This window comes from Klebsiella grimontii, assembly GCF_900200035.1.
In the GTDB taxonomy this organism is placed as follows: Bacteria; Pseudomonadota; Gammaproteobacteria; order Enterobacterales; family Enterobacteriaceae; genus Klebsiella; species Klebsiella grimontii.
Genome location: NZ_FZTC01000015.1, coordinates 749,025 through 770,419 on the forward strand (window position 1 = coordinate 749,025; position 21,395 = coordinate 770,419).

Annotated in this window: 23 protein-coding genes; 11 read left to right on the plus strand and 12 right to left on the minus strand. The window is 55.4% G+C overall.

The features are described 5' to 3' along the window. Position 1 precedes the first annotated feature (1 nt). The 4 genes from galT to modE form a co-directional block, all read right to left on the minus strand. Complete coding sequence (gene galT, locus KOSB73_RS11315; RefSeq protein WP_004130601.1) at positions 2–1,048, minus strand: galactose-1-phosphate uridylyltransferase; 1,047 nt, start codon at positions 1,046–1,048, stop codon at positions 2–4. Between the two features lie 9 nt (positions 1,049–1,057). Then, positions 1,058–2,074 carry a UDP-glucose 4-epimerase GalE gene (galE, locus tag KOSB73_RS11320; protein WP_024360162.1) on the minus strand — a complete coding sequence of 339 codons (1,017 nt, stop codon included), beginning with the start codon at positions 2,072–2,074 and terminating at the stop codon, positions 1,058–1,060. 205 nt (positions 2,075–2,279) lie between these two features. Continuing rightward, a complete protein-coding gene (modF, locus tag KOSB73_RS31015; protein WP_098140513.1) occupies positions 2,280–3,755 on the minus strand; it encodes a molybdate ABC transporter ATP-binding protein ModF in 1,476 nt (491 codons plus the stop codon). Positions 3,756–3,822: 67 nt separating this feature from the next. Next, positions 3,823–4,611 carry a molybdenum-dependent transcriptional regulator gene (modE, locus tag KOSB73_RS11335; protein WP_024360160.1) on the minus strand — a complete coding sequence of 263 codons (789 nt, stop codon included), beginning with the start codon at positions 4,609–4,611 and terminating at the stop codon, positions 3,823–3,825. Positions 4,612–4,764: 153 nt separating this feature from the next. Here modE and KOSB73_RS11340 point away from each other — a divergent pair, with 153 nt between their 5' ends. From KOSB73_RS11340 to modC, 4 genes are all read left to right on the plus strand, one after another. Continuing rightward, entirely contained in the window at positions 4,765–4,914 is a 150-nt protein-coding gene (locus KOSB73_RS11340; RefSeq protein ID WP_004134988.1) for an AcrZ family multidrug efflux pump-associated protein, read from the plus strand. Between the two features lie 142 nt (positions 4,915–5,056). Then, on the plus strand, positions 5,057–5,830 hold the full coding sequence (modA, locus tag KOSB73_RS11345) for a molybdate ABC transporter substrate-binding protein (RefSeq protein ID WP_024360159.1): 774 nt from the start codon (positions 5,057–5,059) through the stop codon (positions 5,828–5,830). Next, entirely contained in the window at positions 5,830–6,519 is a 690-nt protein-coding gene (gene modB, locus KOSB73_RS11350; protein WP_004134985.1) for a molybdate ABC transporter permease subunit, read from the plus strand. Before modA ends, modB begins: the two co-directional genes overlap by 1 nt. Positions 6,520–6,521: 2 nt before the next feature. Next, positions 6,522–7,580, plus strand: a complete 1,059-nt coding sequence (gene modC / locus KOSB73_RS11355; protein ID WP_004134983.1) for a molybdenum ABC transporter ATP-binding protein ModC — start codon at positions 6,522–6,524, stop codon at positions 7,578–7,580. Here modC and KOSB73_RS11360 read toward each other — a convergent pair whose 3' ends face one another. After that, the gene (locus KOSB73_RS11360; protein ID WP_004134981.1) at positions 7,581–8,399 is read right to left on the minus strand and encodes a pyridoxal phosphatase; all 819 of its coding nucleotides are present in this window, start codon (positions 8,397–8,399) and stop codon (positions 7,581–7,583) included. A 221-nt stretch (positions 8,400–8,620) separates the two neighbouring features. On the opposite strand from KOSB73_RS11360, the gene pgl reads away from it, so the two are divergent. Beyond that, entirely contained in the window at positions 8,621–9,616 is a 996-nt protein-coding gene (pgl, locus tag KOSB73_RS11365) for a 6-phosphogluconolactonase (RefSeq protein WP_098140514.1), read from the plus strand. Between the two features lie 60 nt (positions 9,617–9,676). Here the strand turns inward: pgl and KOSB73_RS11370 are convergent, their stop codons facing one another. Beyond that, the gene (locus KOSB73_RS11370) at positions 9,677–10,153 is read right to left on the minus strand and encodes a GNAT family N-acetyltransferase (protein ID WP_049130877.1); all 477 of its coding nucleotides are present in this window, start codon (positions 10,151–10,153) and stop codon (positions 9,677–9,679) included. Between the two features lie 134 nt (positions 10,154–10,287). Between KOSB73_RS11370 and pdxR the strand changes: the two genes are divergently transcribed. Further along, on the plus strand, positions 10,288–11,757 hold the full coding sequence (gene pdxR, locus KOSB73_RS11375; RefSeq protein ID WP_082237414.1) for a MocR-like pyridoxine biosynthesis transcription factor PdxR: 1,470 nt from the start codon (positions 10,288–10,290) through the stop codon (positions 11,755–11,757). Between the two features lie 232 nt (positions 11,758–11,989). Here the strand turns inward: pdxR and KOSB73_RS11380 are convergent, their stop codons facing one another. The 3 genes from KOSB73_RS11380 to ycgZ form a co-directional block, all read right to left on the minus strand. After that, the gene (locus KOSB73_RS11380; RefSeq protein WP_004134971.1) at positions 11,990–12,256 is read right to left on the minus strand and encodes a biofilm development regulator YmgB/AriR family protein; all 267 of its coding nucleotides are present in this window, start codon (positions 12,254–12,256) and stop codon (positions 11,990–11,992) included. 54 nt (positions 12,257–12,310) lie between these two features. Beyond that, positions 12,311–12,634: a hypothetical protein gene (locus KOSB73_RS11385; RefSeq protein ID WP_029669930.1), complete on the minus strand. Its 324-nt coding sequence runs from the start codon at positions 12,632–12,634 to the stop codon at positions 12,311–12,313. Positions 12,635–12,752: 118 nt separating this feature from the next. Then, on the minus strand, positions 12,753–12,998 hold the full coding sequence (ycgZ, locus tag KOSB73_RS11390) for a regulatory protein YcgZ (protein ID WP_004134967.1): 246 nt from the start codon (positions 12,996–12,998) through the stop codon (positions 12,753–12,755). A gap of 343 nt (positions 12,999–13,341) precedes the next feature. Here ycgZ and KOSB73_RS11395 point away from each other — a divergent pair, with 343 nt between their 5' ends. Further along, on the plus strand, positions 13,342–14,565 hold the full coding sequence (locus tag KOSB73_RS11395; RefSeq protein WP_024360154.1) for a diguanylate phosphodiesterase: 1,224 nt from the start codon (positions 13,342–13,344) through the stop codon (positions 14,563–14,565). A 186-nt stretch (positions 14,566–14,751) separates the two neighbouring features. Then, positions 14,752–15,483: a MerR family transcriptional regulator gene (locus tag KOSB73_RS11400; protein ID WP_004134962.1), complete on the plus strand. Its 732-nt coding sequence runs from the start codon at positions 14,752–14,754 to the stop codon at positions 15,481–15,483. A 94-nt stretch (positions 15,484–15,577) separates the two neighbouring features. Here KOSB73_RS11400 and KOSB73_RS11405 read toward each other — a convergent pair whose 3' ends face one another. The 3 genes from KOSB73_RS11405 to KOSB73_RS11415 form a co-directional block, all read right to left on the minus strand. Then, complete coding sequence (locus KOSB73_RS11405) at positions 15,578–16,132, minus strand: LuxR C-terminal-related transcriptional regulator (RefSeq protein WP_004134961.1); 555 nt, start codon at positions 16,130–16,132, stop codon at positions 15,578–15,580. Between the two features lie 58 nt (positions 16,133–16,190). Beyond that, positions 16,191–16,409 (minus strand): hypothetical protein, encoded by a 219-nt coding sequence (locus KOSB73_RS11410; protein WP_004134960.1) that lies wholly within the window; start codon positions 16,407–16,409, stop codon positions 16,191–16,193. A gap of 415 nt (positions 16,410–16,824) precedes the next feature. Continuing rightward, on the minus strand, positions 16,825–18,108 hold the full coding sequence (locus KOSB73_RS11415; protein ID WP_004134959.1) for a putative acyl-CoA thioester hydrolase: 1,284 nt from the start codon (positions 18,106–18,108) through the stop codon (positions 16,825–16,827). Between the two features lie 230 nt (positions 18,109–18,338). On the opposite strand from KOSB73_RS11415, the gene hutI reads away from it, so the two are divergent. From hutI to KOSB73_RS11430, 3 genes are read left to right on the plus strand one after another with little or no spacing between them, the layout of a single operon-like run. Next, a complete protein-coding gene (hutI, locus tag KOSB73_RS11420; protein WP_004134958.1) occupies positions 18,339–19,556 on the plus strand; it encodes an imidazolonepropionase in 1,218 nt (405 codons plus the stop codon). Continuing rightward, a complete protein-coding gene (gene hutG / locus KOSB73_RS11425) occupies positions 19,553–20,509 on the plus strand; it encodes a formimidoylglutamase (protein ID WP_064342373.1) in 957 nt (318 codons plus the stop codon). The genes hutI and hutG overlap by 4 nt, the downstream gene beginning before the upstream one ends. Before the next feature lie 53 nt (positions 20,510–20,562). Beyond that, on the plus strand, positions 20,563–21,288 hold the full coding sequence (locus KOSB73_RS11430; RefSeq protein ID WP_004134948.1) for a histidine utilization repressor: 726 nt from the start codon (positions 20,563–20,565) through the stop codon (positions 21,286–21,288). The last annotated feature ends 107 nt before the right edge of the window (positions 21,289–21,395 follow it).

Consider the following 21,395-nt stretch of genomic DNA (forward strand, 5'->3'; position numbering starts at 1 on the left):
GTTATACTCCGGATTCGCGAAAATGGACGTCGCTCACAGCGCGCAGACGTTCGGCGGCCTGCTCGGCCGTCAGATCACGCTGGGTTTCGGCCAGCATTTCATAGCCGACCATAAATTTGCGCACCGTCGCGGAGCGCAGCAGCGGCGGATAAAAATGCGCGTGCAGCTGCCAGTGATTATTCTCTTCATCGTTAAACGGCGCACCGTGCCAGCCCATCGAGTAGGGGAATGAGCACTGGAACAGGTTGTCGTAACGGCTGGTCAGTTTTTTCAGCGCCAGCGCGAGGTCGCTGCGCTGGTCGTCGGTTAAATCAGTCAGGCGCTGTACGTGCGCTTTCGGCAGCAGCAGCGTCTCAAAGGGCCACGCCGCCCAGTAAGGGACCACCGCGAGCCAGTGTTCGGTCTCGACGACGGTGCGGCTACCGTCGGCTAATTCGCGCTGCGCGTAATCCACCAGCATCGGCGCGCCGTGCTCGGTGAAGTACGCTTTTTGCAGACGATCTTCGCGTTCCGCCTCGTTAGGCAGAAAGCTGTTTGCCCACACCTGGCCATGCGGGTGCGGGTTGGAGCAGCCCATTGCCGCGCCTTTATTTTCAAAAACCTGCACCCACGGGTAGGTTTTTCCAAGGTCGGCGGTCTGCTCCTGCCACGTTTTAACCACGCCTTCCAGCGCCTCTACGCTCAGTTCCGGCAGCGTTTTGCTGTGGTCTGGCGAGAAGCAGATGACCCGGCTGGTGCCGCGGGCGCTCTGACAGCGCATTAGCGGGTCGTCGCTTTCCGGGGCGTCTGGGGTATCGGTCATCAAAGCCGCAAAGTCATTGGTAAAAACAAACGTACCGGTGTAGTTCGGGTTTTTGTCGCCGGTGACGCGGGTATTACCCGGGCACAGGAAACAGTCCGGATCGTGCGCGGGCAAGCTCTGTTTTGCCGGCGTTTCCTGCGCCCCCTGCCAGGGGCGCTTGGCGCGATGCGGAGAAACCAGAATCCACTGCCCGGTTAACGGGTTATAACGACGATGTGGATGGTCGACGGGGTTAAATACGCTCATGAAGGTTCCTTAGTCTGGATAACCCTGCGGATGACGGGACTGCCAGTGCCAGGTGTCCTGCGCCATTTCGTCAAGGTTGCGCGTCACGCGCCAGTTCAGCTCGCGATCGGCCTTTTCAGCGTCCGCCCAGTAGGCCGGGAGGTCGCCTTCGCGGCGCGGCGCGAAGTGGTAGTTAATCGGTTTGCCGCAGGCTTTGCTAAAAGCGTTGACCACGTCGAGCACGCTGCTGCCGACGCCTGCGCCAAGGTTATAGATATGCACGCCGGCTTTATCAGCCAGTTTTTCCATCGCCGCGACGTGGCCGTCGGCCAGGTCCATCACGTGAATGTAGTCGCGCACGCCGGTGCCATCTTCGGTTGGGTAGTCGTTGCCGAATACCGCCAGCGATTCACGACGGCCGACCGCGACCTGCGCGATATACGGCATCAGGTTGTTCGGGATGCCCTGCGGATCTTCACCCATATCGCCCGACGGATGCGCGCCGACCGGGTTGAAGTAGCGCAGCAGTGCGATGCTCCACTCCGGCTGCGCTTTTTGCAGGTCAGTGAGGATCTGCTCGACCATCAGCTTGCTTTTACCGTACGGGCTCTGCGGAGTCCCGGTCGGGAAGCTTTCGACATAAGGGATTTTTGGCTGGTCGCCGTACACGGTGGCGGAGGAGCTGAAAATAAAGTTTTTCACGCCCGCGGCGCGCATGGCGGAAACGAGTTTCAGTGTGCCGGTCACGTTGTTGTCGTAGTATTCCAGCGGCTTGGCGACGGATTCGCCGACGGCTTTCAGGCCGGCGAAATGGATCACCGCTTCAATAGCGTGATCGTGAAGGATTTCCGTCATCAGCGCTTCGTTACGAATGTCGCCTTCGACAAAGGTGGCGCTTTTCCCGCCGAGACGTTCAATGATTGGCAGTACGCTGCGTTTACTGTTGCAGAGATTGTCGAGAATAATCACTTCGTGTCCCTGCAGTAGCAGTTGAACGCAGGTGTGACTTCCAATGTAACCGCTACCACCTGTAACCAGTACTTTCATGATTCGCTCCAATAGGCTTATCGTGTGAGAAGAAGATAGCATACCAAAGAAGCCAAAAGTGTGACACAGGCCAAATTGGTGGAATCGTTTACACTAAAATTTCCAATCGGGCCATTTTGGTTTTTTCATTGTAAAAACAGAGTGATGGGGTGTGTGATAGCTATTATTCTGAAAAAATCAGGGATCCGCAGACCCCTGTACAGGCTTAATTTTGCAGCGGACCCTGCTGGTAAGTGTAACCGTCTCCACTCCTCACAAAGGCCAGACGGTGGGTAATGCAGTCCGGGGCGTCTTCGGCGTGATGGGAGACAAACAGCAGCTGCGTCGCCCCTTCGCTAATCAGCACATCAACGAAGCGACGCACCAGCTGACGGTTGAGCGGGTCCAGCCCCTGTAGCGGTTCATCAAGAATCAGCAGGGTCGGGTGTTTGACCAGGGCGCGGACGATCAGCGCCAGCCGCTGCTGCCCCCAGGAGAGGCTGTGGAACGGCGCGTCGGCGGTGCGTTGGTCGATACCCAGAATATCCAGCCAGTTTTGCACCAGCTTGTGCTGCTTATCGGAAACGGCCTGGTAGATGCCGATCGAGTCGAAGTAGCCCGAGAGAATCACGTTACGCACGTTGGTGCTGACGCGGTATTCAAGGTGCAGGCTGCTGCTGACGTAACCAATATGTTTTTTGATATCCCAGATGGTTTCACCGCTGCCGCGGCGGCGGCCAAACAGGGTCAGATCGTTACTGTATCCCTGGGGATGGTCGCCGGTGACCAGACTGAGTAGCGTCGATTTACCGGCGCCGTTAGGGCCGACGATCTGCCAGTGCTCGCCGGGATTGACCGTCCAACTGAGGCGATTAATGATCGGGCGGTCGTTGTAAGAAACCAGACCGTCGTTTAGCACGATGAGCGGCGCTTTGCTGTCTAGCGCAAGGCGCGCGGCGGGGGCGTCGGGTTCTGGCAGCGTCATGCCGTCAAGCTTTTCGCTATGCGCGAGCTGGGCAATCAGCGCCTGCTGCAGCAGAGCCTGCTTTTCGCCGGTTTCGCTCAGCACGCAGTCCGCCAGCACCCCGGCATACTGCACGAACGCCGGGATCTCGTCGAAACGATTGAGAACCAGAACAAGGGCGATACCTTCGTCGTTCAGCCTGGCCAACATCTCGGCGAGCTGCTGGCGCGAGGCGACATCGAGGCCGTCGAACGGCTCATCAAGGATAAGCAGGTCGGGATCGCCCATCAGCGCCTGGCACAGCAGGGTCTTGCGCGTTTCACCGGTAGAGAGGTATTTAAAGCGGCGCTCGAGCAGGTGGCTAATGGCAAATTGTTCAGCAAGGCGAGCGCAGCGGGTGGCGTCTTTAAACTCATCCTGGATAATTTCCGCCGTCGTGCGCCCGGTATCTTCTTCTCCCGGGCTGAGCAAATCGGTGTTGTTACGCTGCCACTCATCGCTGACCAGCTTTTGCAGCTGCTCAAAAGAGAGACGGGTGATGCGCGAGAAGGTGCACTCGCGCTGCCCGCTTAGCAGGGTCAGCTCGCCGGATAACGCCCGCGCAAGCGCCGACTTCCCGCTACCGTTGCCGCCGACGAAAGCCCAGCTTTCGCCAGCCCGCACGCTGAGGTGTTCAATATTTAACGTTTTGGTATCGCTAAGACGAAACGTGCCTTGCGAAATTTGCAACAATGACATTGTGTATCCCACTTTTTGCAGCGATGTACTTCAGGGATACGTCTTCGCGAGCGCAATGTCAATGCCGTTAGCACAACGTGGCAAGAATGATGCGATCGGCGTTAAAATATGCTATCGCCTCCGCCCCTTCCGCCAGATCGCGCGTCTGTTCCAGCGGCAGGGTGGCGCAGAGGCTCTGCCCATCCGGGAGCGCCATGAGCACTTCGCACTGCTCCGGCCCGCGTTCGATGTGGGTGATGCGTCCGGCCAGCTGGTTGTCGGCCTGTTGCGCCAGGGCCGCATCCTGGGTCATGCCGACCCACGGCGCTTTGAGCAGCACTAATACTTCCTGGCCTTCAGCAAGGCCCAGACGATCGGCGCTTTGGGCGGTAATGGCGACTTTAAAGCGGGTTTGCCCATCGGCCAGCAGGACTTCAACGTGCTGCTGGACCTGCTGATGGTCGCGGCCGGTAATGGTGCCGAACCACTGGTTGCGCGCGCTGGTCTGCAGAGAGAATCGCGAAATGGCGGCCAGCAGGCTGTCGAGGGGAAGGGCATCATCATCGCTCAGGACATCGAACGCTTTCTGCTGAATCTGCGCCAGCAGGTCGTAAAGCTGAATCAGCCGCTGCCCGTAGCGGGTGAGGACCGCGCCGCCGCCGCCTTTGCCGCCGGTCGCACGGTCGACCAGTGGCTGCTCGCTGAGCTGATTCATGTCATTAATCGCATCCCATGCGCTTTTATAGCTGATGCCGGCGTTTTTTGCCCCCTGGCTAATCGAGCCGGTCTGGTCAATCTGTTTCAGCAGGGCAATACGGCGGGGATCGGCGAACAGGCGCTGCTGTAATTTGAGGGTAAGAAGGATTTCAGCCTGCATAATCATATCCTGATGAAAAAGAGTATTGTGACCGATAGCGGTCATCTTGCAAGATGCATCTCTCACGGTGGCCAGTGAGGCACCGCACAAATGGGGCGTGTTTTTCCGGCTGAATTAGTTACAATAAACTATCCGTACTTTCTGGAGCCAACCATGTTAGAGCTATTGAAAAGTCTGGTTTTTGCCGTAGTCATGGTCCCTGTGGTGATGGCTATCATCCTGGGCTTGATTTACGGGCTGGGCGAAGTGTTTAACCTCTTCTCCGGAGCCGGTCATAAAGACAGCAGACCGCAAAACCACTGATTTCCCCGCGCCCGGTTCTCCCGGGCGTTTTTATTTGTCCCCCCTCCATTGAGCCGTTACTGATTACCCCTAATTTTCGCTGGGAAAATCTTAGCGCTATCGTTATATTGTCTACTACATAACGAACCGACGGGAGTTTCAGATGACAGGTCAATGGTTACGCTTTATCGCTGGGGCAACGTTAACGTTTTCCGTTGCGGGTCACGCGCTGGCGGAAGAGGGCAAGGTGACGGTTTTTGCCGCGGCATCGCTCACCAACGCCATGCAGGATATCGCTAAAGAGTATAAGAAAGAGAAGAACGTTGATGTTGTCTCTTCTTTTGCGTCTTCATCGACCCTGGCGCGACAGATTGAAGCGGGCGCGCCGGCGGATCTGTTTATCTCCGCCGACCAGAAATGGATGGATTACGCGGTCGAGAAAAAAAGCATTGATACCGCATCACGCGCGACGCTGCTCGGCAATAGCCTGGTGGTCGTGGCGCCGAAGGCCAGCGCTCAGGGCGATATCAGTATTAATGATAAAACCGACTGGACCAGCCTGCTGAAAGGCGGTCGTCTGGCCGTTGGCGACCCGGAGCACGTGCCGGCCGGCATCTATGCGAAAGAAGCGCTGCAAAAGCTGGGTGCCTGGGAGACGCTGTCGCCGAAGCTGGCTCCGGCGGAAGACGTGCGCGGCGCGCTGGCTCTGGTTGAGCGCAGCGAAGCGCCGTTGGGGATCGTGTACGGCTCTGATGCGGTCGCCAGCAAGGGCGTAAAAGTTGTCGGTACCTTCCCGGAAGATTCCCATAAGAAAGTGGAATATCCGCTGGCCATCGTCGACGGGCATAAAAATGCCACGGTCAGCGCGTTTTATGACTATCTTAAAGGGCCGGAAGCTTCCGCCATCTTTAAACGTTACGGATTTTCTACCCACTAATGTTCTTAAGCGATCCTGAATGGCAGGCGGTACTGCTGAGCCTGAAAGTCTCATCCCTGGCGGTGTTACTGAGCTTGCCTTTTGGCATCTTTTTTTCCTGGCTGCTGGTTCGCCGGGATTTTCCCGGTAAAGCGCTGCTCGATAGCCTTCTCCACCTGCCGCTGGTATTACCGCCGGTGGTGGTGGGGTATCTGTTGCTGATCGCGATGGGAAGACGGGGTTTTATCGGCAGCTGGCTGTACGACTGGTTTGGTCTGAGCTTTGCGTTTAGCTGGCGCGGCGCGGTACTGGCGGCGGCGGTGATGTCCTTTCCGCTGATGGTGCGGGCCATTCGCCTCGCGCTGGAAGGGGTCGACATCAAGCTTGAGCAGGCGGCGCGTACCCTCGGCGCCGGCCGCTGGCGGGTGTTTTTCACGATTACGCTACCGTTGACGCTACCCGGCATTATCGTCGGCACCGTGCTGGCTTTCGCCCGCTCGCTGGGCGAGTTTGGCGCCACCATCACGTTTGTTGCCAATATTCCTGGGGAAACGCGCACCATCCCTTCGGCAATGTATACCCTGATTCAGACTCCCGGCGGCGAAGGCGCGGCCGCGCGTTTATGCCTGATTTCGATTGCGCTGGCGCTGGTATCGCTGCTGATTTCCGAATGGCTGGCCCGCCTTAGCCGTCAGCGGATGGGGAAATAATCATGCTCGAACTCGACTTTAGCCAGACGCTGGGCACCCACTGCCTGCAAATTCGCGAGACGCTTCCCGCCAGCGGCATCACCGCGGTTTTCGGCGTCTCAGGCGCGGGTAAAACCTCGCTGATTAACGCCATTAGCGGCCTGACGCGCCCGCAGCAGGGGCGCATCGTGCTTAACGGCAGAGTGCTTAATGATGTTGAAAAACGTATCTGCCTGGCGCCGGAAAGACGCCGTATTGGCTACGTTTTTCAGGACGCTCGCCTGTTCCCGCACTATAAGGTGCGCGGCAATCTGCAATATGGCATGGCGAAGAATATGGCGGCGCAGTTTGACAAGCTGGTGGCGCTGCTTGGCATTGCGCCGCTGCTTGACCGCCTGCCGGGCGGTCTCTCCGGCGGAGAAAAACAGCGGGTGGCGATTGGCCGGGCGCTGCTTACCGCCCCGGAACTGCTGCTGCTGGATGAGCCGCTGGCGTCGCTGGATATCCCGCGCAAGCGCGAACTATTGCCCTATTTGCAGCGTCTGGCGCGCGAAATCAATATCCCGATGCTGTACGTCAGCCACTCTCTGGATGAGATTCAGCATCTGGCGGATAACGTCCTGGTGCTGGAAGCGGGGAAAGTCAAAGCCTTTGGTTGCCTGGAAGAGGTGTGGAGCAGTAGCGTAATGCACCCCTGGCTTCCCCAGGATCAGCAAAGCACTATCCTGAACGTAACCGTCGCCGCTCAGCATCCGCGGTATGCCATGACCGCGCTGGCGCTGGGCGATCGGCAGATATGGGTCAACCGGCTCGACAGGCCGCAGGGCGAAAGCGCGCGGATCCGCATTCAGGCCTCGGACGTTTCTCTGGTGCTGCAGCCCGCTCAGCAAACCAGTATCCGCAACATTTTGCCCGCGCAGGTCATGCAGTGTATTGAAAGCCATGGCCAGGTTGAGGTCAGGCTGGAGATTAGCGGCCGTACGCTATGGGCGCGCATCAGCCCCTGGGCTCGCGATGAGTTGGGGGTTGTCCCAGGCCAGCGGCTGTATGCGCAGATAAAAAGCGTGTCGATAGCCGCCTGATTACAACAGGTGGCGATAGATGTAGTCGGCGATGCTGGTGGTCTCGTTTTCGCCGATCACGACGTTGGCGCGCGCTTTGACGTCCTCCACCGCGTTGCCCATCGCCACGCCGGTACCGGCGGCTTCCAGCATGCTGAGGTCGTTATAATTGTCGCCGAAAGCGATAACATCCTGCATCGACAGCCCCTGCGACGCGACCCACTGGGCCAGGCGTTTGCCTTTGCTGTTGCCTTCCCTGGCAATATCCACCTGATCGTGCCACGACCATTCGCATTCCAGACCCAGCGTCTGGCCAACATGTTGGGCAAAGCGCTGCAGTTTTGCGGTGTCTTCATCGGTCAGGGCGAATTTCCACACGGCCTTGACTTCACGGGCCGCCTGCGCCAGAGAATCGACCTGAGTGAACACCGGACGCTGCTCGACGGGCAGCGACTGCGCCCAGTTGGCGGTGCGGATAACGTGCCCGGTCGGCTGCTCATACAGCATGGCGTCATCGACGTACATTAGACCGTGAATAGCGTGCTCGTTAAGCATTTCGGTCAGGCTCAGGGCTTTGTCTACCGGCATAGGATCGGACTCCAGAACCTTTTTTGCATGATAATCATACAAATAAGTGCCGTTACAGCAAATTGCAGGTGTATCCAGAGCCAGCGCCTGATAAAAAGGATGGATAGCGACGTGATGTCGACCGGTGACGACGATGATCTGATATCCCGCGTCTTTGGCGCGTGCCAGCGCGTCGAGCGAGGCGGGGAGAATGGTTTTTTTGCCGGTGAGTAGGGTGCCGTCTAAGTCCAGGGCAATCACGCGTGAGGTCATGTGTTGTTTCCGGTTAATGATGAAAAGTTAGCAGGCTATGATGGTACACCGCTGCGCCATTCGGGCAAACTTTTCAGCATCTACCGCTAAAGAGCCGATACACTTGATCTTTCAGGCTGCGAGGAGGCAACCTGAATAGCATGGTGTATGCATATTGTGTTTTTCAGGGTGCCGTTAGTCTGAAAAATGAAATTTCCACGTGCAGTGAGGAAGGAGTATTCATGAAACAAACCGTTTATACCGCCAGCCCGGAAAGCCAGCAGATCCACGTCTGGGATCTGGATCTTGCGGGGAAACTGACCCTGGTGCAGGTTGTCGATCCCCCCGGGCAGGTCCAGCCGATGGTGGTGAGCCCGAACAAAGAGTATCTCTACGTCGGCGTGCGTCCGGAGTTTCGCGTACTGGCCTACCGCATTGCGCCCGATAACGGCGCCCTGACCTTCGCTGGCGAAGCCCCGCTGCCGGGTAGCCCAACGCATATTTCTACCGATCATCAGGGGCGCTTTGTGTTTAGCGCGTCCTATAATGCAGGCTGCGTGAGCGTCACGCCGCTGGTGGACGGCCTGCCGCGAGAAGCGGTGACGGTTGTCGAAGGGCTGGAAGGCTGCCATTCGGCAAATATTTCCCCGGACAATCGCACCCTGTGGGTGCCGGCGCTGAAGCAGGATCGTATCTGCCTGTTTACCCTGAGCGACGACGGTTTCCTCGCCGCCCAGGAGCCGGCTGAAGTGACCACCGTTGAAGGCGCAGGCCCGCGTCATATGGTGTTCCACCCGAACCAGCAGTACGGCTACTGCGTCAACGAACTGAACAGCTCCGTTGACGTCTGGGAGCTGAAAGATCCGCACGGCAAAATCGAGTGCGTACAGACCCTGGACATGATGCCGCCTGATTTCGCCGGCGTGCGCTGGGCGGCGGATATCCATCTGACCCCGGATGGCCGTCACCTCTACGCCTGCGATCGTACCGCCAGCATTATCACCATCTTCAGCGTCTCGGAAGACGGCAGCGTGCTGTCGATTGAAGGTTATCAGAATACCGAGACCCAGCCGCGCGGCTTTAACCTCGATCATAGCGGCAAATATCTGATCGCCGCCGGTCAGAAGTCGCATCATATCGCGGTGTATGAAATCGAAGGCGAGCAGGGGTTGCTAGAGGAAAAAGGGCGCTATGCCGTAGGCCAGGGCCCAATGTGGGTGGTGGTAAACGCTTACTAAACCCGCCGTGCGTGACAGAAACCTCGCCGCGGCGAGGTTTTTTTACGCCTGACGAAAGGGCTACTTCACCCGCATACGATACTCAATCATGCCGCTTTTTTCCGCGACCCAGTTATACAGACGCTGGCCCCGAAGGTTGGTCTCATGCGTATGCCAGTACAGGCTGGCCGAATGGCGTTTCCGCGCCTGCCGTTGAACGTACTCAATCAGTTGTTTACCGATATGCTGACCCCGGACGTCCGGATCAACGAATAAATCTTCCAGATAGCAATAGTCGCTTTCGGCCCAGGTGGAGCGGTGGAAGAGATAATGAACGAATCCTACTATCTTTCCCTCACGTTTTGCCACGGCGCAAAACATCGGTTCGACCGGATTTAAAAACCGACTCCAGGTCAGGCGCGTCACCTCCTCCGGAATGTCGACGCGATAAAACGTCTGGTAGCTTTTCCACAGCGGCAGCCATTGGGCAAAGTCGCTATCAGCTGCGGGGAGGAGGGTGATTTGCCCGTGATTAACGTCGCTATTTTGGCTATTCATGGCGGTTCCTTACTTTTATAAACCGGGATGGTCTTTACCTGCCGCTATGGTAGGCGCTCTTCTGGTTCCTAAAAAGTGACACTTTATGTATATTTATAGGGTCCACTTTTAGCTTAACGATCGCCATTGCCTCTATGCCAAAACCTATTGCACCGCTGTTTCAGGAACTGTTGCTCCCGCGCGGCGTTATCAAAGATCAGGTGTATCACGCCCTGCGTAACGCGATTCTGGATGGGCGCTTAACGGCGGGTTCAAAAATTCCCTCCAGCCGGGCGTTGGCAGAGATGATGGCGATCTCCAGGAATTCGGTTATCTCTGGTTTTGACCGCCTGATGGATGAGGGGTATCTGGTGACGCGTAAGGGCGCGGGCACCTTTGTCTGCGAACATATTCCGGATAGCGTCATTAGCGAGTATGAATCGTCGCCACAGCCGGAAACGGCAATAGCCGCCGCAGGGCCGCTTAATCCTGACGTTGCCGCATTGCTGCCATCATGGTCCGAGAGGGAAGAGAGCGGTGAAATGCGTCAGGTTTTTGCCGTCGGTATCGGCTGTACCGATCTCTTCCCGCATGCGTTATGGGGGCGGCTGCTGGGGCGCGTCTGGCGGCAATCGCGCCGCGAACTGGGGGCGCACGCCACGGCTTATGGATATCTACCTTTACGACAGGCGATTAGCCACTATATTCAGGCGACGCGCGGCGTAAATTGCCATGAAGATCGGGTTATTATTGTCAATGGTATTCAACAGGCGCTGGCCATTACCGCTCAGGTTTTACTGGAAAAGGGCGATGAAGTCTGGCTCGACGATCCCGGCTATAATGGCGCGCGCGGCGCATTCGCCGCCCGGGGAGCGGTGGTCCGGCCCGTTCGCGTTGACGGTGAAGGCATGGATATTCAGGATGGAATACGTCATTACCCGCAAGCTAAGCTGGTCTATACCGCGCCGTCGCATCAGTTCCCGCTCAGTGGAACGCTTAGCCTGCCAAGAAGGCTTGCTTTGCTGGAATGGGCGCAAGCCAATCGGGCCTGGATATTTGAAGATGATTACAACAGCGAATTCCGCTATGCCGCCCGCTCTTTACAGGCGTTGCAAGGGTTGGATAAACATCAGCGGGTCATCTATTCCGGTACCTTTTCTAAGATGATGTACCCCGAGTTTCGTCTGGGTTTTTTAGTGGTCCCTGAGCATTTGCGCGAACAGTTCGCCATGACGAAATATTACACCGATCTCTGTAGCGGATATCTGGAACAGGCTGTTCTGGCGCGTTTTATCCGCGAGGGACACTATGCCAGCCATGTTCGTCGTATCCGTAAAGCCTGTTTTGAGCGAAAAAGCGCGCTGGAGGCGTCGATTGAGCGCTATTTTGCCGGGCGCATGCGGGTGCATCCAACGGATTCGGGAGTGCATATCGTCTGCTGGTTAGCGGATGGTCTAAAGGCAAAAGAGGTCGTCGCTAAGGCGCGCCAGATCGGTTTAGGCGTGCAGAGTTTTGAGCGATATTGCCAGCGGCCGATGTCGCGCGAGGGGGTTTTATTCGGTTTTGCCAACCATCCGCCAGAGGTGCTGCTCGACGGCGTTCGCCGCCTGGCCGGAGTGCTGTAGCGCAGTGATATCGGCGGTCTTTTCCTCGGGATGAATAACGTTGAGTGCCGGGTTAGCATACTTATCTTGATTTAAAACTCGCCCCGTTCAGATAATTGATCTGATGTCGGGGGCGAGTTTTAAAAAAATGACACCGCGCGGGGATTTAACATATACCCACCGCTTTGGTAATAAAATAATCCCTCGGTTCGCGATATGCGACTTCCCTGTTTAATGCGGAGCGGTTAATAAATTAGATATCATCCATGGTATAGCTGACGACGATTTCCAGAGTTTTGCGGATGACGTCCGCGGTTACCACGTCGCGGGTGGTCTCGAGAGCGGTAATTAACCACAGAATAATCGCCTTGTTGCTGAGATGTCCTTCAGACTCAAGAATACTGCTGATAGCCAGCGACATGACCGCGGATTCATCGATCAGCCTGTCGCCTGCGTTGCGGAAATATTCAGAGAGTGCGTTATCGTTCAGGCCTGCGTAAATATCCGGTTGCTGATGCATAGTCTGTCTCATCATATTCTCTACTGTGTTAGTTAAAAGATTGACCGCGAAGGGTCAGTGGATTTTATTTGTACCAGGCCGCGGGGGAGAACCTAATAAAGCATTTAGTTCAGCCCAATTATTTTTAGCGCCTGAAGTACCCAGAGTTATTTTCTTACTACGGCGAGCTACCCTGTTACTGATTTCATCGATAATACGCCCCAGGGCGTTCCGCCGCTTTGAATCCATTTCTCCCGCCTGCATAGCCTGGAGTTTACCGATCAGCGCCTGTTGACTTATAGGCCCCTTACTTTTAAGTAGGGATAAGACCGCTTCTCCAATCAGTAAATCTGTTAATGGATCAAAATCATCGCTATTCATAACTGTATCTCTGATCATCGTCATCTCCATGACTGGGAATTTAGTCGCAAGCCGGTAATCCGTGTCAGATTCTGGCCCATCCCTTATATTTCCTCATTCAGTAACGACTTAAATCACCAGATAGCCGGCGGAACTTTTATTGCTGGTTCTCAAACAGGAGGCCGATCAGCGTTTGATAATGCATTTCTTCTTCAGACCCAGAAGCGACTTCAAGGCGACCCAGCAGTTTTGTACACAGAGATTTGCGATTGAGGTTCCGTCCTTCATTAAGGATATCCATAACAATCTGCCCTAATGTTTCCTGCTGCGAAGGCAGTGACGCTTTATTGAAGTAGTGGGCAATAGCGTTAGCCGTGTCAGGAATGTAACCGTTCTGCTGCATATGTGCTCCTGTCAGTTCAATCATCAGTAAACTTGCGATTAAAGTTATACAATGATCGTCAACTTGTACATAAAAAATGAAAAAAATATGTTAAGTTTTTTAATATTTTTTATAACTTATTGATTTTAAATGCATTTTAATCTTTGTTGTCGTAAGGGTATCGTCAGCATAAGATGTACGGCTTGTACAGGTGTACAGGTGTACAGGCAGGCAAGAATCGCAGTGAAATGAGTTGGTTAATGTAAATTATTTGTTAATAAGACCGGCTGTTTTACAGGACTTATTGCGGTGGAACTGCTACTGTAATATCTCATTAGTTTTTATCTCTTCTGTCGGAAATTTCATGCTCACTACCATCATTTATCGCAGCCATATCTGCGACAACGTGTCAATTAAATCGCTTGACAGCATGGTTGCTGAAGCAAATGTAAAAAATGGCCAGGAAGAGGTGTCGGGTATTTTGCTTTTTAACGGCACCCATTTTTTTCAATTATTAGAAGGGCCTGAAGAGAAGGTCGAGGGAATTTATCGCCGTATCTGCACAGACCCGCGGCACCATAATCTTGTTGAACTACTCAGGGATCATGGTCCGACGCGGCGCTTTGGCAAAATAGGTATGGAACTCTTTGATTTACGAGAGTATGACCGCGATGAAGTGCTGCAGGTTGTGCTGGATAAAGGGACCACGAAATATCAACTCACCTATGACGACAGAGCGCTCCATTTTTTCCGTACCTTCGTGGAAGCAACGGAAAAGGAGAACTATTACGAGATTCCAGCGGCCGAAAGCTGGGATTTTGTGACGGAAGGGGAAGCCTCGTATCCTGATACGCCGCTGGCGCGGGCCGAATGCAGTTTCGCGTTCCAGCCGGTTATCGACCCGTTTGCGAAAGAGATCGTCTCCGTGGAAGCGCTGCTGCGTACCCCTTCCGGCGAATCGCCGGCGGTCTATTTTGATGGGCTGTCGCGAGAGGAAATGTACTCGACGGACCTCCTCAGCAAGCGTATTGCCTTTGCTATGGCGGGACGTCTGCGCCTGCGTGGACGCACTCTGTCGATTAACCTGCTACCGATGACGTTGGTTAATATTCCCGGGGCTGTCGAATTTCTGCTGGCGGAAATTGAATCCAATGGTTTGATTCCAGAACAAATTATCGTGGAATTCACCGAGAGTGAAGCCATTTCCCGCGTTGATGAATTCACCGATTCCGTACGAAAGCTCAAGTCCGCGGGAATTCGCGTGGCGATCGATCACTTTGGCGCCGGATTTGCCGGGCTTTTGCTGCTGGCCCAGTTTCAGCCGGACCGCATTAAGATTAATCGCCAATTGGTCAAAGATATCCATAAGCACGGCCCAAAACAGGCCATCGTGCAGGCCATTATTAAATGCTGTAATTCGCTGGAAATCGCCATTTCAGCGGTGGGCGTTGAGCAGCCGGAGGAGTGGATGTGGCTGGAGTCTGCGGGCATTATCCATTTCCAGGGTAATTTATTTGCCAGACCGTGTCTGGGGGGAATTCCCGCGGTAGCATGGCCTGAGAAAAAAACAGCGTGGGAGCTTCTTTAAATTTTTTCTGCGGTGGAGTGCATGTTTACGTAAAAAAACGTAGTGAACGGTAAAATAATTATTCTTTTTTGACCTGTACATTGGCGTCCGACCTGTTTATTTTAACTGTACAAGAAAAGTTAATTGTACAACCTGGCTAAATTAGTTAATTTAGTCGGGAAAGTATTTTCAGGTTAGAGGGCGCTAATGGCATATTACAGCATCGGTGAAGTTGCCGAACGTTGCGGAATCAACCCCGTGACTTTGCGTGCATGGCAGCGGAGATATGGTTTGCTCAAGCCGCAGAGAAGCGAGGGAGGGCACCGCCAGTTTGACGAGGAGGACGTTCAGCGCATTGAGGAAATCAAACGCTGGATCGATCGGGGGGTTTCGGTTGGCAAGGTAAAGGCGCTACTGGAAGGCCAGCAGCCTGAATCGCACGACGCAGCCGTTCTGCTCCAGGAAGAGATGATGTCTCTTCTGCGACTTGTACAGCCCGCGAAATTACGTACCCGCATCATGTCTCTCAGCCATGAATATCCCGTAGATAAACTTATTGACCGGCTTTTTGTCCCGGTGCGCAGCAAGCTCAATCTCGATCAGAACACCTCCCTGGCCATCATCAGTATGCTGGACGGTATCCTGATTGATTGCGTGGCGCTTATTCTTGCGGAGTCGCGCAAAAAGGTGGGTAAAGAGACCCTGCTGGTTGGCTGGGGAAACGAAGATCGTACCCGGTTGTGGCTGGAAGCGTGGCGTTTATCGCAGCGCGCCTGGCACGTCAACGTGCTGGCAGAGCCGCTTGACTCTCCCCGCCCGGAATTATTCCCCGGACAGCATATTTTTGTCTGGACTGGCCGCGCGCTGACCCCTTTGCAGGCAGAATTACTGAGCCACTGGCAAAGCCAGGGCTACACTATCGAGTTTCACGGAGAGTAAGCGAGAGAGGGGGTTAGCAGCGGAACATTTTTAGAGATGTTATTCCGCCGCTTGTCTTCCCGATGCGTGACCAGGTTGGCCGTTCGGTAAACTGTCAGAAATTGCGCTGGGTCCAGGCTTTAAATGTTTCGCTGCGGCTAATATTAAAAAAATCTGTCCGGCCCGAGCAGCCAAGTTTTTTAATTAAGGTCAGGCGAATTTGATAAATTGTTTTAATATGTAAATTCAGCGACTTCCCTATATTTACCATCGCTTCGCCATCGTTCATCAGACGAATCACTTCTTTTTCACGACTAGTAAAAATAATATTTTCTGATTCCCTGTCAGGCTTCTTACCGAACAAGGTAGGGCGGAGAATAAAAGATTTTATCTCAGCCGGCGTGGCGCGCGCAGGAATTCTGTACATCGGCAGCTCGCTCAGAAAGTTTAAATCATTGCCATCGGTGAGCAGGACAAAACGAACTCTTTTGCGATCATAATGATGATTGAGCACCGCATAATAGTTATCGCTGGTGAAAAAGACATATTTTCCATGAAAACAGCCTGGTGATAACGAATCCAGTACCAGCTGTAATCCTTGACGAAGAAGGTTATTGTTAATCCAAAGATCGTAATGATTAAAAAAGTGACCTTGCTTGTCGTTGTTCATTTGTCCTCCGAGGCAGAAATGTTAATGCTGGCTTAATTTAACAAATCACATATCACGCTTAGTGATGACTTTTGGCGCGTAGCATATGCAGCGTTTGGATATATAAGTCGGCGAGAATTTCATTTTTCTCGATATTCAGGCGACGCTGCACCTCAACGATTAAACGATCGTGGCTGACGGCTTCACTCTGCGTCTGGGCCTGCACCATATGTTCGATATTTTTCAGCAAAGCCGAGTTTGCAATAAACTCTGCGGGAATGGTGTTTTTAGTCTGCATGGTATATCTCGAGTCATATTAGGCAATAAATCACCAAACAAAGATGTGGATAGCCATCATCTTTGCGATACGGTTCTTCACCATCTCAAAGGAAATGGTGCGCATTTTTTTAAATCATAAGAATGCTGTAATGCAGGATTTAAAACTTACGTAATAACTATAGTCACGATTTTCAGGATGTACAATTTTTACGAATTAATTTTGTACATTTAGTTTGTTTTTTTAACACCTCATAATAAAGCATTGTTTTTATTAGTTATTATTTGTAAAGATAATGTGAAAAACTTGTACATAGCGGCGTTCTGCGGCGAACGGGCGGTCGTGTCGATGATGGCGCGCGGGTGAGGGCGATGGAGAAGGGAGAGGGTAAAGCAGAAAGACAAAGGGGGAAGGGCTCCCCCTTTCGGTTTGAGCGTTACTGCTTCGGCTCTGCGACGACAACGCTTCCCACGCCGCGGTTGTTGTATTCCCACATGCGGTTGAAGTTCGCGTCGTTCAGGTTACGCTGCGGGTTGCCTTTGGCATCCGCGGTACCGGTGTTGCCGCTAAACGGACGGTTAGAAGCGACGGCATCAGCCCACGGTTTGGCAACATTAAAGCCTTCATTAATGACGCTATCGCGAATCACGACCTGGCCGTTGGTGTTGCCGTCAACGTCCAGAGAACGGCCCAGCTGCGCGACGTTATCGCCGGAAGCGGTAAAGCGGCTGTTCACCGCGAGGAAGCCGTAGGTCACGCTCTTAAGGGTCGCCGGAGCAAAAACGTAACCCTCTTTCTGGGTGCGTGAGTTGACCACGCGGAAGTCGGTATTATCGAACACCACCGCCCCACGGCCGGAAACGATGTCGACGTCGCCTTCTATATAGCTGTTACTGACCAGCGTACGGGTCTGACGGTTATCCTGCAGGCGGTTTTGTACGCCGCTGTTGGTCACGAAAAAGGTGTTCTGGCGGCCAAGGATGTTCACGTTGTTAATCTGCACCCGATCGCCATCGCTACGCAGCGCCACGGCCTGATGGGTGCCCGCGTCTACGCTGTCGCCGAGGTTGTTGGCGATAGTCAGGTTCTGCAGCTGGAGATCGTTGTTCTGCGACCAGAAAACCGCTGAGCACATCACACCAATGGTGGCGGTACGTTTGTTCTGGCAGCTGTCGTACATATACCAGGCCGGTTTACCCGGCATATATTTACCGCCCGGATTAACCTGATGACGCCAGGAGACCGGATCCATTTCTGAATCAATTGCGGCGCTAATTTTTACGTCAATCGGCTTCTCGCCGGTGCCGTACAGGGTCAGCGCGCCGGGTGCCGCCGGCACGTAGACGGTGCCGGCATATTCGCCCGGCATAATGGCGATAAACTGGCGACGATTAGAATGGCGGGTAATCGCTGCATCCACCGCGGCCTGAATGGTGGTGTGGGTTACCCCCTGGGTACCCGCAGGCCCAACGACAAAATCCGGCTGCGCCGGGAGGCTGATGGCGGACGGCGTCCACGCAGCGGCGTTCGGATCGAGAGACTGGAAATAGCTCGCCGGTAAAAAGTTCTTCGCCTCATCGGCGGTTAAAACAGGACGAGAGGCCGTGCCCGGCGCAGTCTGCGTTGAGGGCTGTTGATCGGCAGGCGTCGAACTACAGGCGGACAACGTCACGCCAAAGGCCAGCGCCAGCGCCAGGCGGGAAACGGAATATGTGTTCATATTGCTCCGGGCAAGAATAAATTAAGAGGATAAGTCCTTTAAAGCCTGCTGTTTTATACCAACTTAAACGAAACGGGAAGATGTAGCGCAAAAAAGTTGTTTCCTTTACATAGCGAGCGGCTGGAATGGATCGCTTTTGATCACAAATAAATAACATTCGCCGCTGTCGGGTTGACATTTCGCGCGGGATCAAAATAAATGTCTATACAACCCATGACAAGTTGACGGCTATGACACACACCCTTTCCGAACGCGTAATCTGGCGAAACGCCCGCCTTGCCACACTCGATCCCCGTTCCTCTCAGCCTTACGGGCTGCTGGATCATCATGCGCTGCTGGTACGCAACGGACGTATCGAAGCGATTGTGCCAGAAGGCGAGGCGCCCGCAGGGCAGAGTATTGACCTCGGCGGCAGACTGCTTACGCCGGGGCTGATTGATTGCCATACGCACCTGGTCTTCGGCGGCAGCCGGGCGCAGGAGTGGGAGCAGCGCCTCAACGGCGTCTCCTACCAGACCATTAGCGCCAACGGCGGCGGCATTAACGCGACCGTGCGCGCCACCCGCGATAGCAGCGAAGCCGAACTGCTGGCGCTGGCCCGGCAGCGGCTGGCTCGTCTGCTGCGCGAAGGCGTCACTACGCTCGAGATTAAATCCGGCTACGGGCTGGATCTCGCAAACGAGCGCAAAATGCTGCGGGTCGTACAGCAGCTTGCCGCGACGCATGCCGTCGAGGTTTCGCCAACGCTGCTCTCCGCCCACGCCACGCCGCCGGAATATAAAGGCGACCCGGACGGCTATATCAATCTGGTGTGTGAAACCATTCTACCCACGCTGTGGGAAGAGGGGCTATTTGAAAGCGTCGATGCCTTCTGCGAAAACGTTGGCTTTAGCCCGACGCAAACGGAACGGATTTACAGCACGGCCCAGGCATTGGGTATTCCGGTAAAAGGACACGTCGAGCAGCTCTCTTCGCTGGGCGGCGCCGAATTAGTGAGCCGCTATCACGGTCTTTCCGCCGACCATATCGAATACCTGACGCCGGAAGGCGTGGCGGCGATGAGCCGCAGCGGTACCGTGGCGGTGCTCCTGCCCGGCGCGTTCTATTTCCTTAACGAAACCCGCAGGCCGCCGGTTGAACTGCTGCGTGAATATCAGGTCCCGATGGCGGTGGCGACGGACTACAATCCCGGCACCAGCCCCTTTGCCAGTCTGCATCTGGCGATGAATATGGCCTGCGTGAAATTTGGCTTAACGCCGGAGGAGGCGTGGGCAGGCGTGACGCGTCATGCGGCGCAGGCGCTGGGCCGCCAGGCGAGCCACGGCCAGCTGGCGCCGGGCTTTGTTGCCGATTTCGCTATCTGGGATGCGGAGCATCCGGTGGAGATGGTTTATGAGCCCGGGCGCAGTCCGCTCTGGCAGCGCGTCGTTCGTGGAGAAATCGTATGAAGCTATGGCAACCTACCCCCGCCGCGCTTTGGCAGGGACGCGACGACAGCGCGGAGGCGGCCAACGCGCTGCGCCTGTTTCAGACTATCGTCCGGGCCGAGCGTTTTGAGCCGGAGATGCTGGCTGGCGACATTGCCCTGCTGGGATTCGCCTGTGATGAAGGGGTTCGGCGCAATAAAGGGCGCACCGGCGCTGAAAGGGGGCCGGAAACCCTGCGCCGGGCGCTGGCCAATATGGCCAGCCATGACGGACATGACCGCTGCGTGGATATGGGGACTATCTATGTGGCGGACGACGCGCTGGAGGCAGCGCAGCAGGCGCTGCGCGAAGCGGTAACCGCCTGCCAACGCGCGGGCAAGCGTACGCTGGTCCTCGGCGGCGGTCATGAGACGGCCTTCGGCCACGGCGCCGGGGTTCTGGACGCGTTTCCCGGGGAGGAGGTCGGCATTATTAATCTTGACGCGCATCTGGATTTACGTATCGCCGACCGGGCCAGCTCCGGTACGCCATTCCGTCAGCTGGCGCTGGCCTGCGAAGCGCAGCGGCGCGCTTTTCATTACGCCTGCATCGGCGTGAGCCGCGCCGCCAATACCCAGGCGCTGCTGGACGAGGCCGCCCGCCGCGGGGTGACGATTATCGAAGATCTCGATGTGCTTAACGCTTTCGAAGCGCGAGCGATCCCGGAACTCGCGCGTAATATCGCCCGCTACGATCGCCTGTATCTGACTATCGATCTCGACGTGCTGCCCGCGCGCGAAATGCCCGCCGTCTCCGCGCCTGCCGCGCTCGGCATCCCGTTGGCCACGCTGCTGCGCATCGTCGAGCCGCTGTGCCGCAGCGGTAAGCTCCAGGCGGTGGATCTGGTGGAGTTTAACCCGCAGTACGATATTGATAGCCAGGGAGCCCGCGCGGCAGCGCGTCTGGCGTGGCAAATCGCCCATTGGTGGCAGTAGCGATTCAGTATATTCTGGACGTTTCGCGCCCATTCGCACAAGGAAGCCCGGCCATGTTCTCATCGCAACCTCGTTCCGCGCCTGCGCCTTTCTATGAAAAGGTGAAACAGGCTATCAGCGAAAAGATCCACAGCGGCGTCTGGCGTCCGCACGATCGCATTCCTTCGGAGGCGGAACTGGTGGCGCAGTTTGGCTTTAGCCGGATGACCATCAATCGGGCGCTGCGCGAACTGACTGATGAAGGCCTGCTGGTGCGATTACAGGGGGTAGGGACGTTTGTCGCAGAGCCGAAAGGGCAGTCGGCGCTGTTTGAAGTGCGCAGCATCGCCGAAGAAATTGCCTCTCGTCATCATCAGCACCGCTGTGAAGTATTGCTGCTGGAGGAAACGCAGGCCGACCTGATTCAGGCCGCGGCGCTGAACGTGGCCGCCGGTACGCGGATTTTCCATTCGCTAATGGTGCATTTTGAAAACGACGTCCCGGTACAGATTGAGGACCGCTGCGTCAACGCCGCCGTGGTGCCGGACTATCTGCGTCAGGACTATACCGCCACCACGCCCCACGACTACCTGTCGCTCATCGCCCCGCTGACCGAAGGGGAGCATATTGTCGAGGCGGTGCAGGCAACGGCTGAGGAGTGCGCGCTGTTGCACATTCACGCGCACGACCCCTGTTTGCTGATCCGCCGCCGCACCTGGTCCACTACCCATATCGTCTCCCACGCGCGTCTGCTTTTCCCCGGCAGCCGCTACCGTCTGCAGGGCCATTTTGCTTCCTGATCTTCCTGCGCGTCGGCAAAACGTGATTGCTGACGCAATATAACAAAAATGTATCATTTGTGTTAAATCCTGGCTTGCGCATGCTTGTATAGACAAGTATATGTATC

Excerpts from the sequence above, each read along its gene's own strand:
- galT (WP_004130601.1), bottom strand. The coding sequence starts at position 1,048 with ATGAGCGTATTTAACCCCGTCGACCATCCACATCGTCGTTATAACCCG.
- galE (WP_024360162.1), bottom strand. The coding sequence starts at position 2,074 with ATGAAAGTACTGGTTACAGGTGGTAGCGGTTACATTGGAAGTCACACC.
- modF (WP_098140513.1), bottom strand. The coding sequence starts at position 3,755 with ATGTCATTGTTGCAAATTTCGCAAGGCACGTTTCGTCTTAGCGATACC.
- modE (WP_024360160.1), bottom strand. The coding sequence starts at position 4,611 with ATGCAGGCTGAAATCCTTCTTACCCTCAAATTACAGCAGCGCCTGTTC.
- KOSB73_RS11340 (WP_004134988.1), top strand. The coding sequence starts at position 4,765 with ATGTTAGAGCTATTGAAAAGTCTGGTTTTTGCCGTAGTCATGGTCCCT.
- modA (WP_024360159.1), top strand. The coding sequence starts at position 5,057 with ATGACAGGTCAATGGTTACGCTTTATCGCTGGGGCAACGTTAACGTTT.
- modB (WP_004134985.1), top strand. The coding sequence starts at position 5,830 with ATGTTCTTAAGCGATCCTGAATGGCAGGCGGTACTGCTGAGCCTGAAA.
- modC (WP_004134983.1), top strand. The coding sequence starts at position 6,522 with ATGCTCGAACTCGACTTTAGCCAGACGCTGGGCACCCACTGCCTGCAA.
- KOSB73_RS11360 (WP_004134981.1), bottom strand. The coding sequence starts at position 8,399 with ATGACCTCACGCGTGATTGCCCTGGACTTAGACGGCACCCTACTCACC.
- pgl (WP_098140514.1), top strand. The coding sequence starts at position 8,621 with ATGAAACAAACCGTTTATACCGCCAGCCCGGAAAGCCAGCAGATCCAC.
- KOSB73_RS11370 (WP_049130877.1), bottom strand. The coding sequence starts at position 10,153 with ATGAATAGCCAAAATAGCGACGTTAATCACGGGCAAATCACCCTCCTC.
- pdxR (WP_082237414.1), top strand. The coding sequence starts at position 10,288 with ATGCCAAAACCTATTGCACCGCTGTTTCAGGAACTGTTGCTCCCGCGC.
- KOSB73_RS11380 (WP_004134971.1), bottom strand. The coding sequence starts at position 12,256 with ATGCATCAGCAACCGGATATTTACGCAGGCCTGAACGATAACGCACTC.
- KOSB73_RS11385 (WP_029669930.1), bottom strand. The coding sequence starts at position 12,634 with ATGATCAGAGATACAGTTATGAATAGCGATGATTTTGATCCATTAACA.
- ycgZ (WP_004134967.1), bottom strand. The coding sequence starts at position 12,998 with ATGCAGCAGAACGGTTACATTCCTGACACGGCTAACGCTATTGCCCAC.
- KOSB73_RS11395 (WP_024360154.1), top strand. The coding sequence starts at position 13,342 with ATGCTCACTACCATCATTTATCGCAGCCATATCTGCGACAACGTGTCA.
- KOSB73_RS11400 (WP_004134962.1), top strand. The coding sequence starts at position 14,752 with ATGGCATATTACAGCATCGGTGAAGTTGCCGAACGTTGCGGAATCAAC.
- KOSB73_RS11405 (WP_004134961.1), bottom strand. The coding sequence starts at position 16,132 with ATGAACAACGACAAGCAAGGTCACTTTTTTAATCATTACGATCTTTGG.
- KOSB73_RS11410 (WP_004134960.1), bottom strand. The coding sequence starts at position 16,409 with ATGCAGACTAAAAACACCATTCCCGCAGAGTTTATTGCAAACTCGGCT.
- KOSB73_RS11415 (WP_004134959.1), bottom strand. The coding sequence starts at position 18,108 with ATGAACACATATTCCGTTTCCCGCCTGGCGCTGGCGCTGGCCTTTGGC.
- hutI (WP_004134958.1), top strand. The coding sequence starts at position 18,339 with ATGACACACACCCTTTCCGAACGCGTAATCTGGCGAAACGCCCGCCTT.
- hutG (WP_064342373.1), top strand. The coding sequence starts at position 19,553 with ATGAAGCTATGGCAACCTACCCCCGCCGCGCTTTGGCAGGGACGCGAC.
- KOSB73_RS11430 (WP_004134948.1), top strand. The coding sequence starts at position 20,563 with ATGTTCTCATCGCAACCTCGTTCCGCGCCTGCGCCTTTCTATGAAAAG.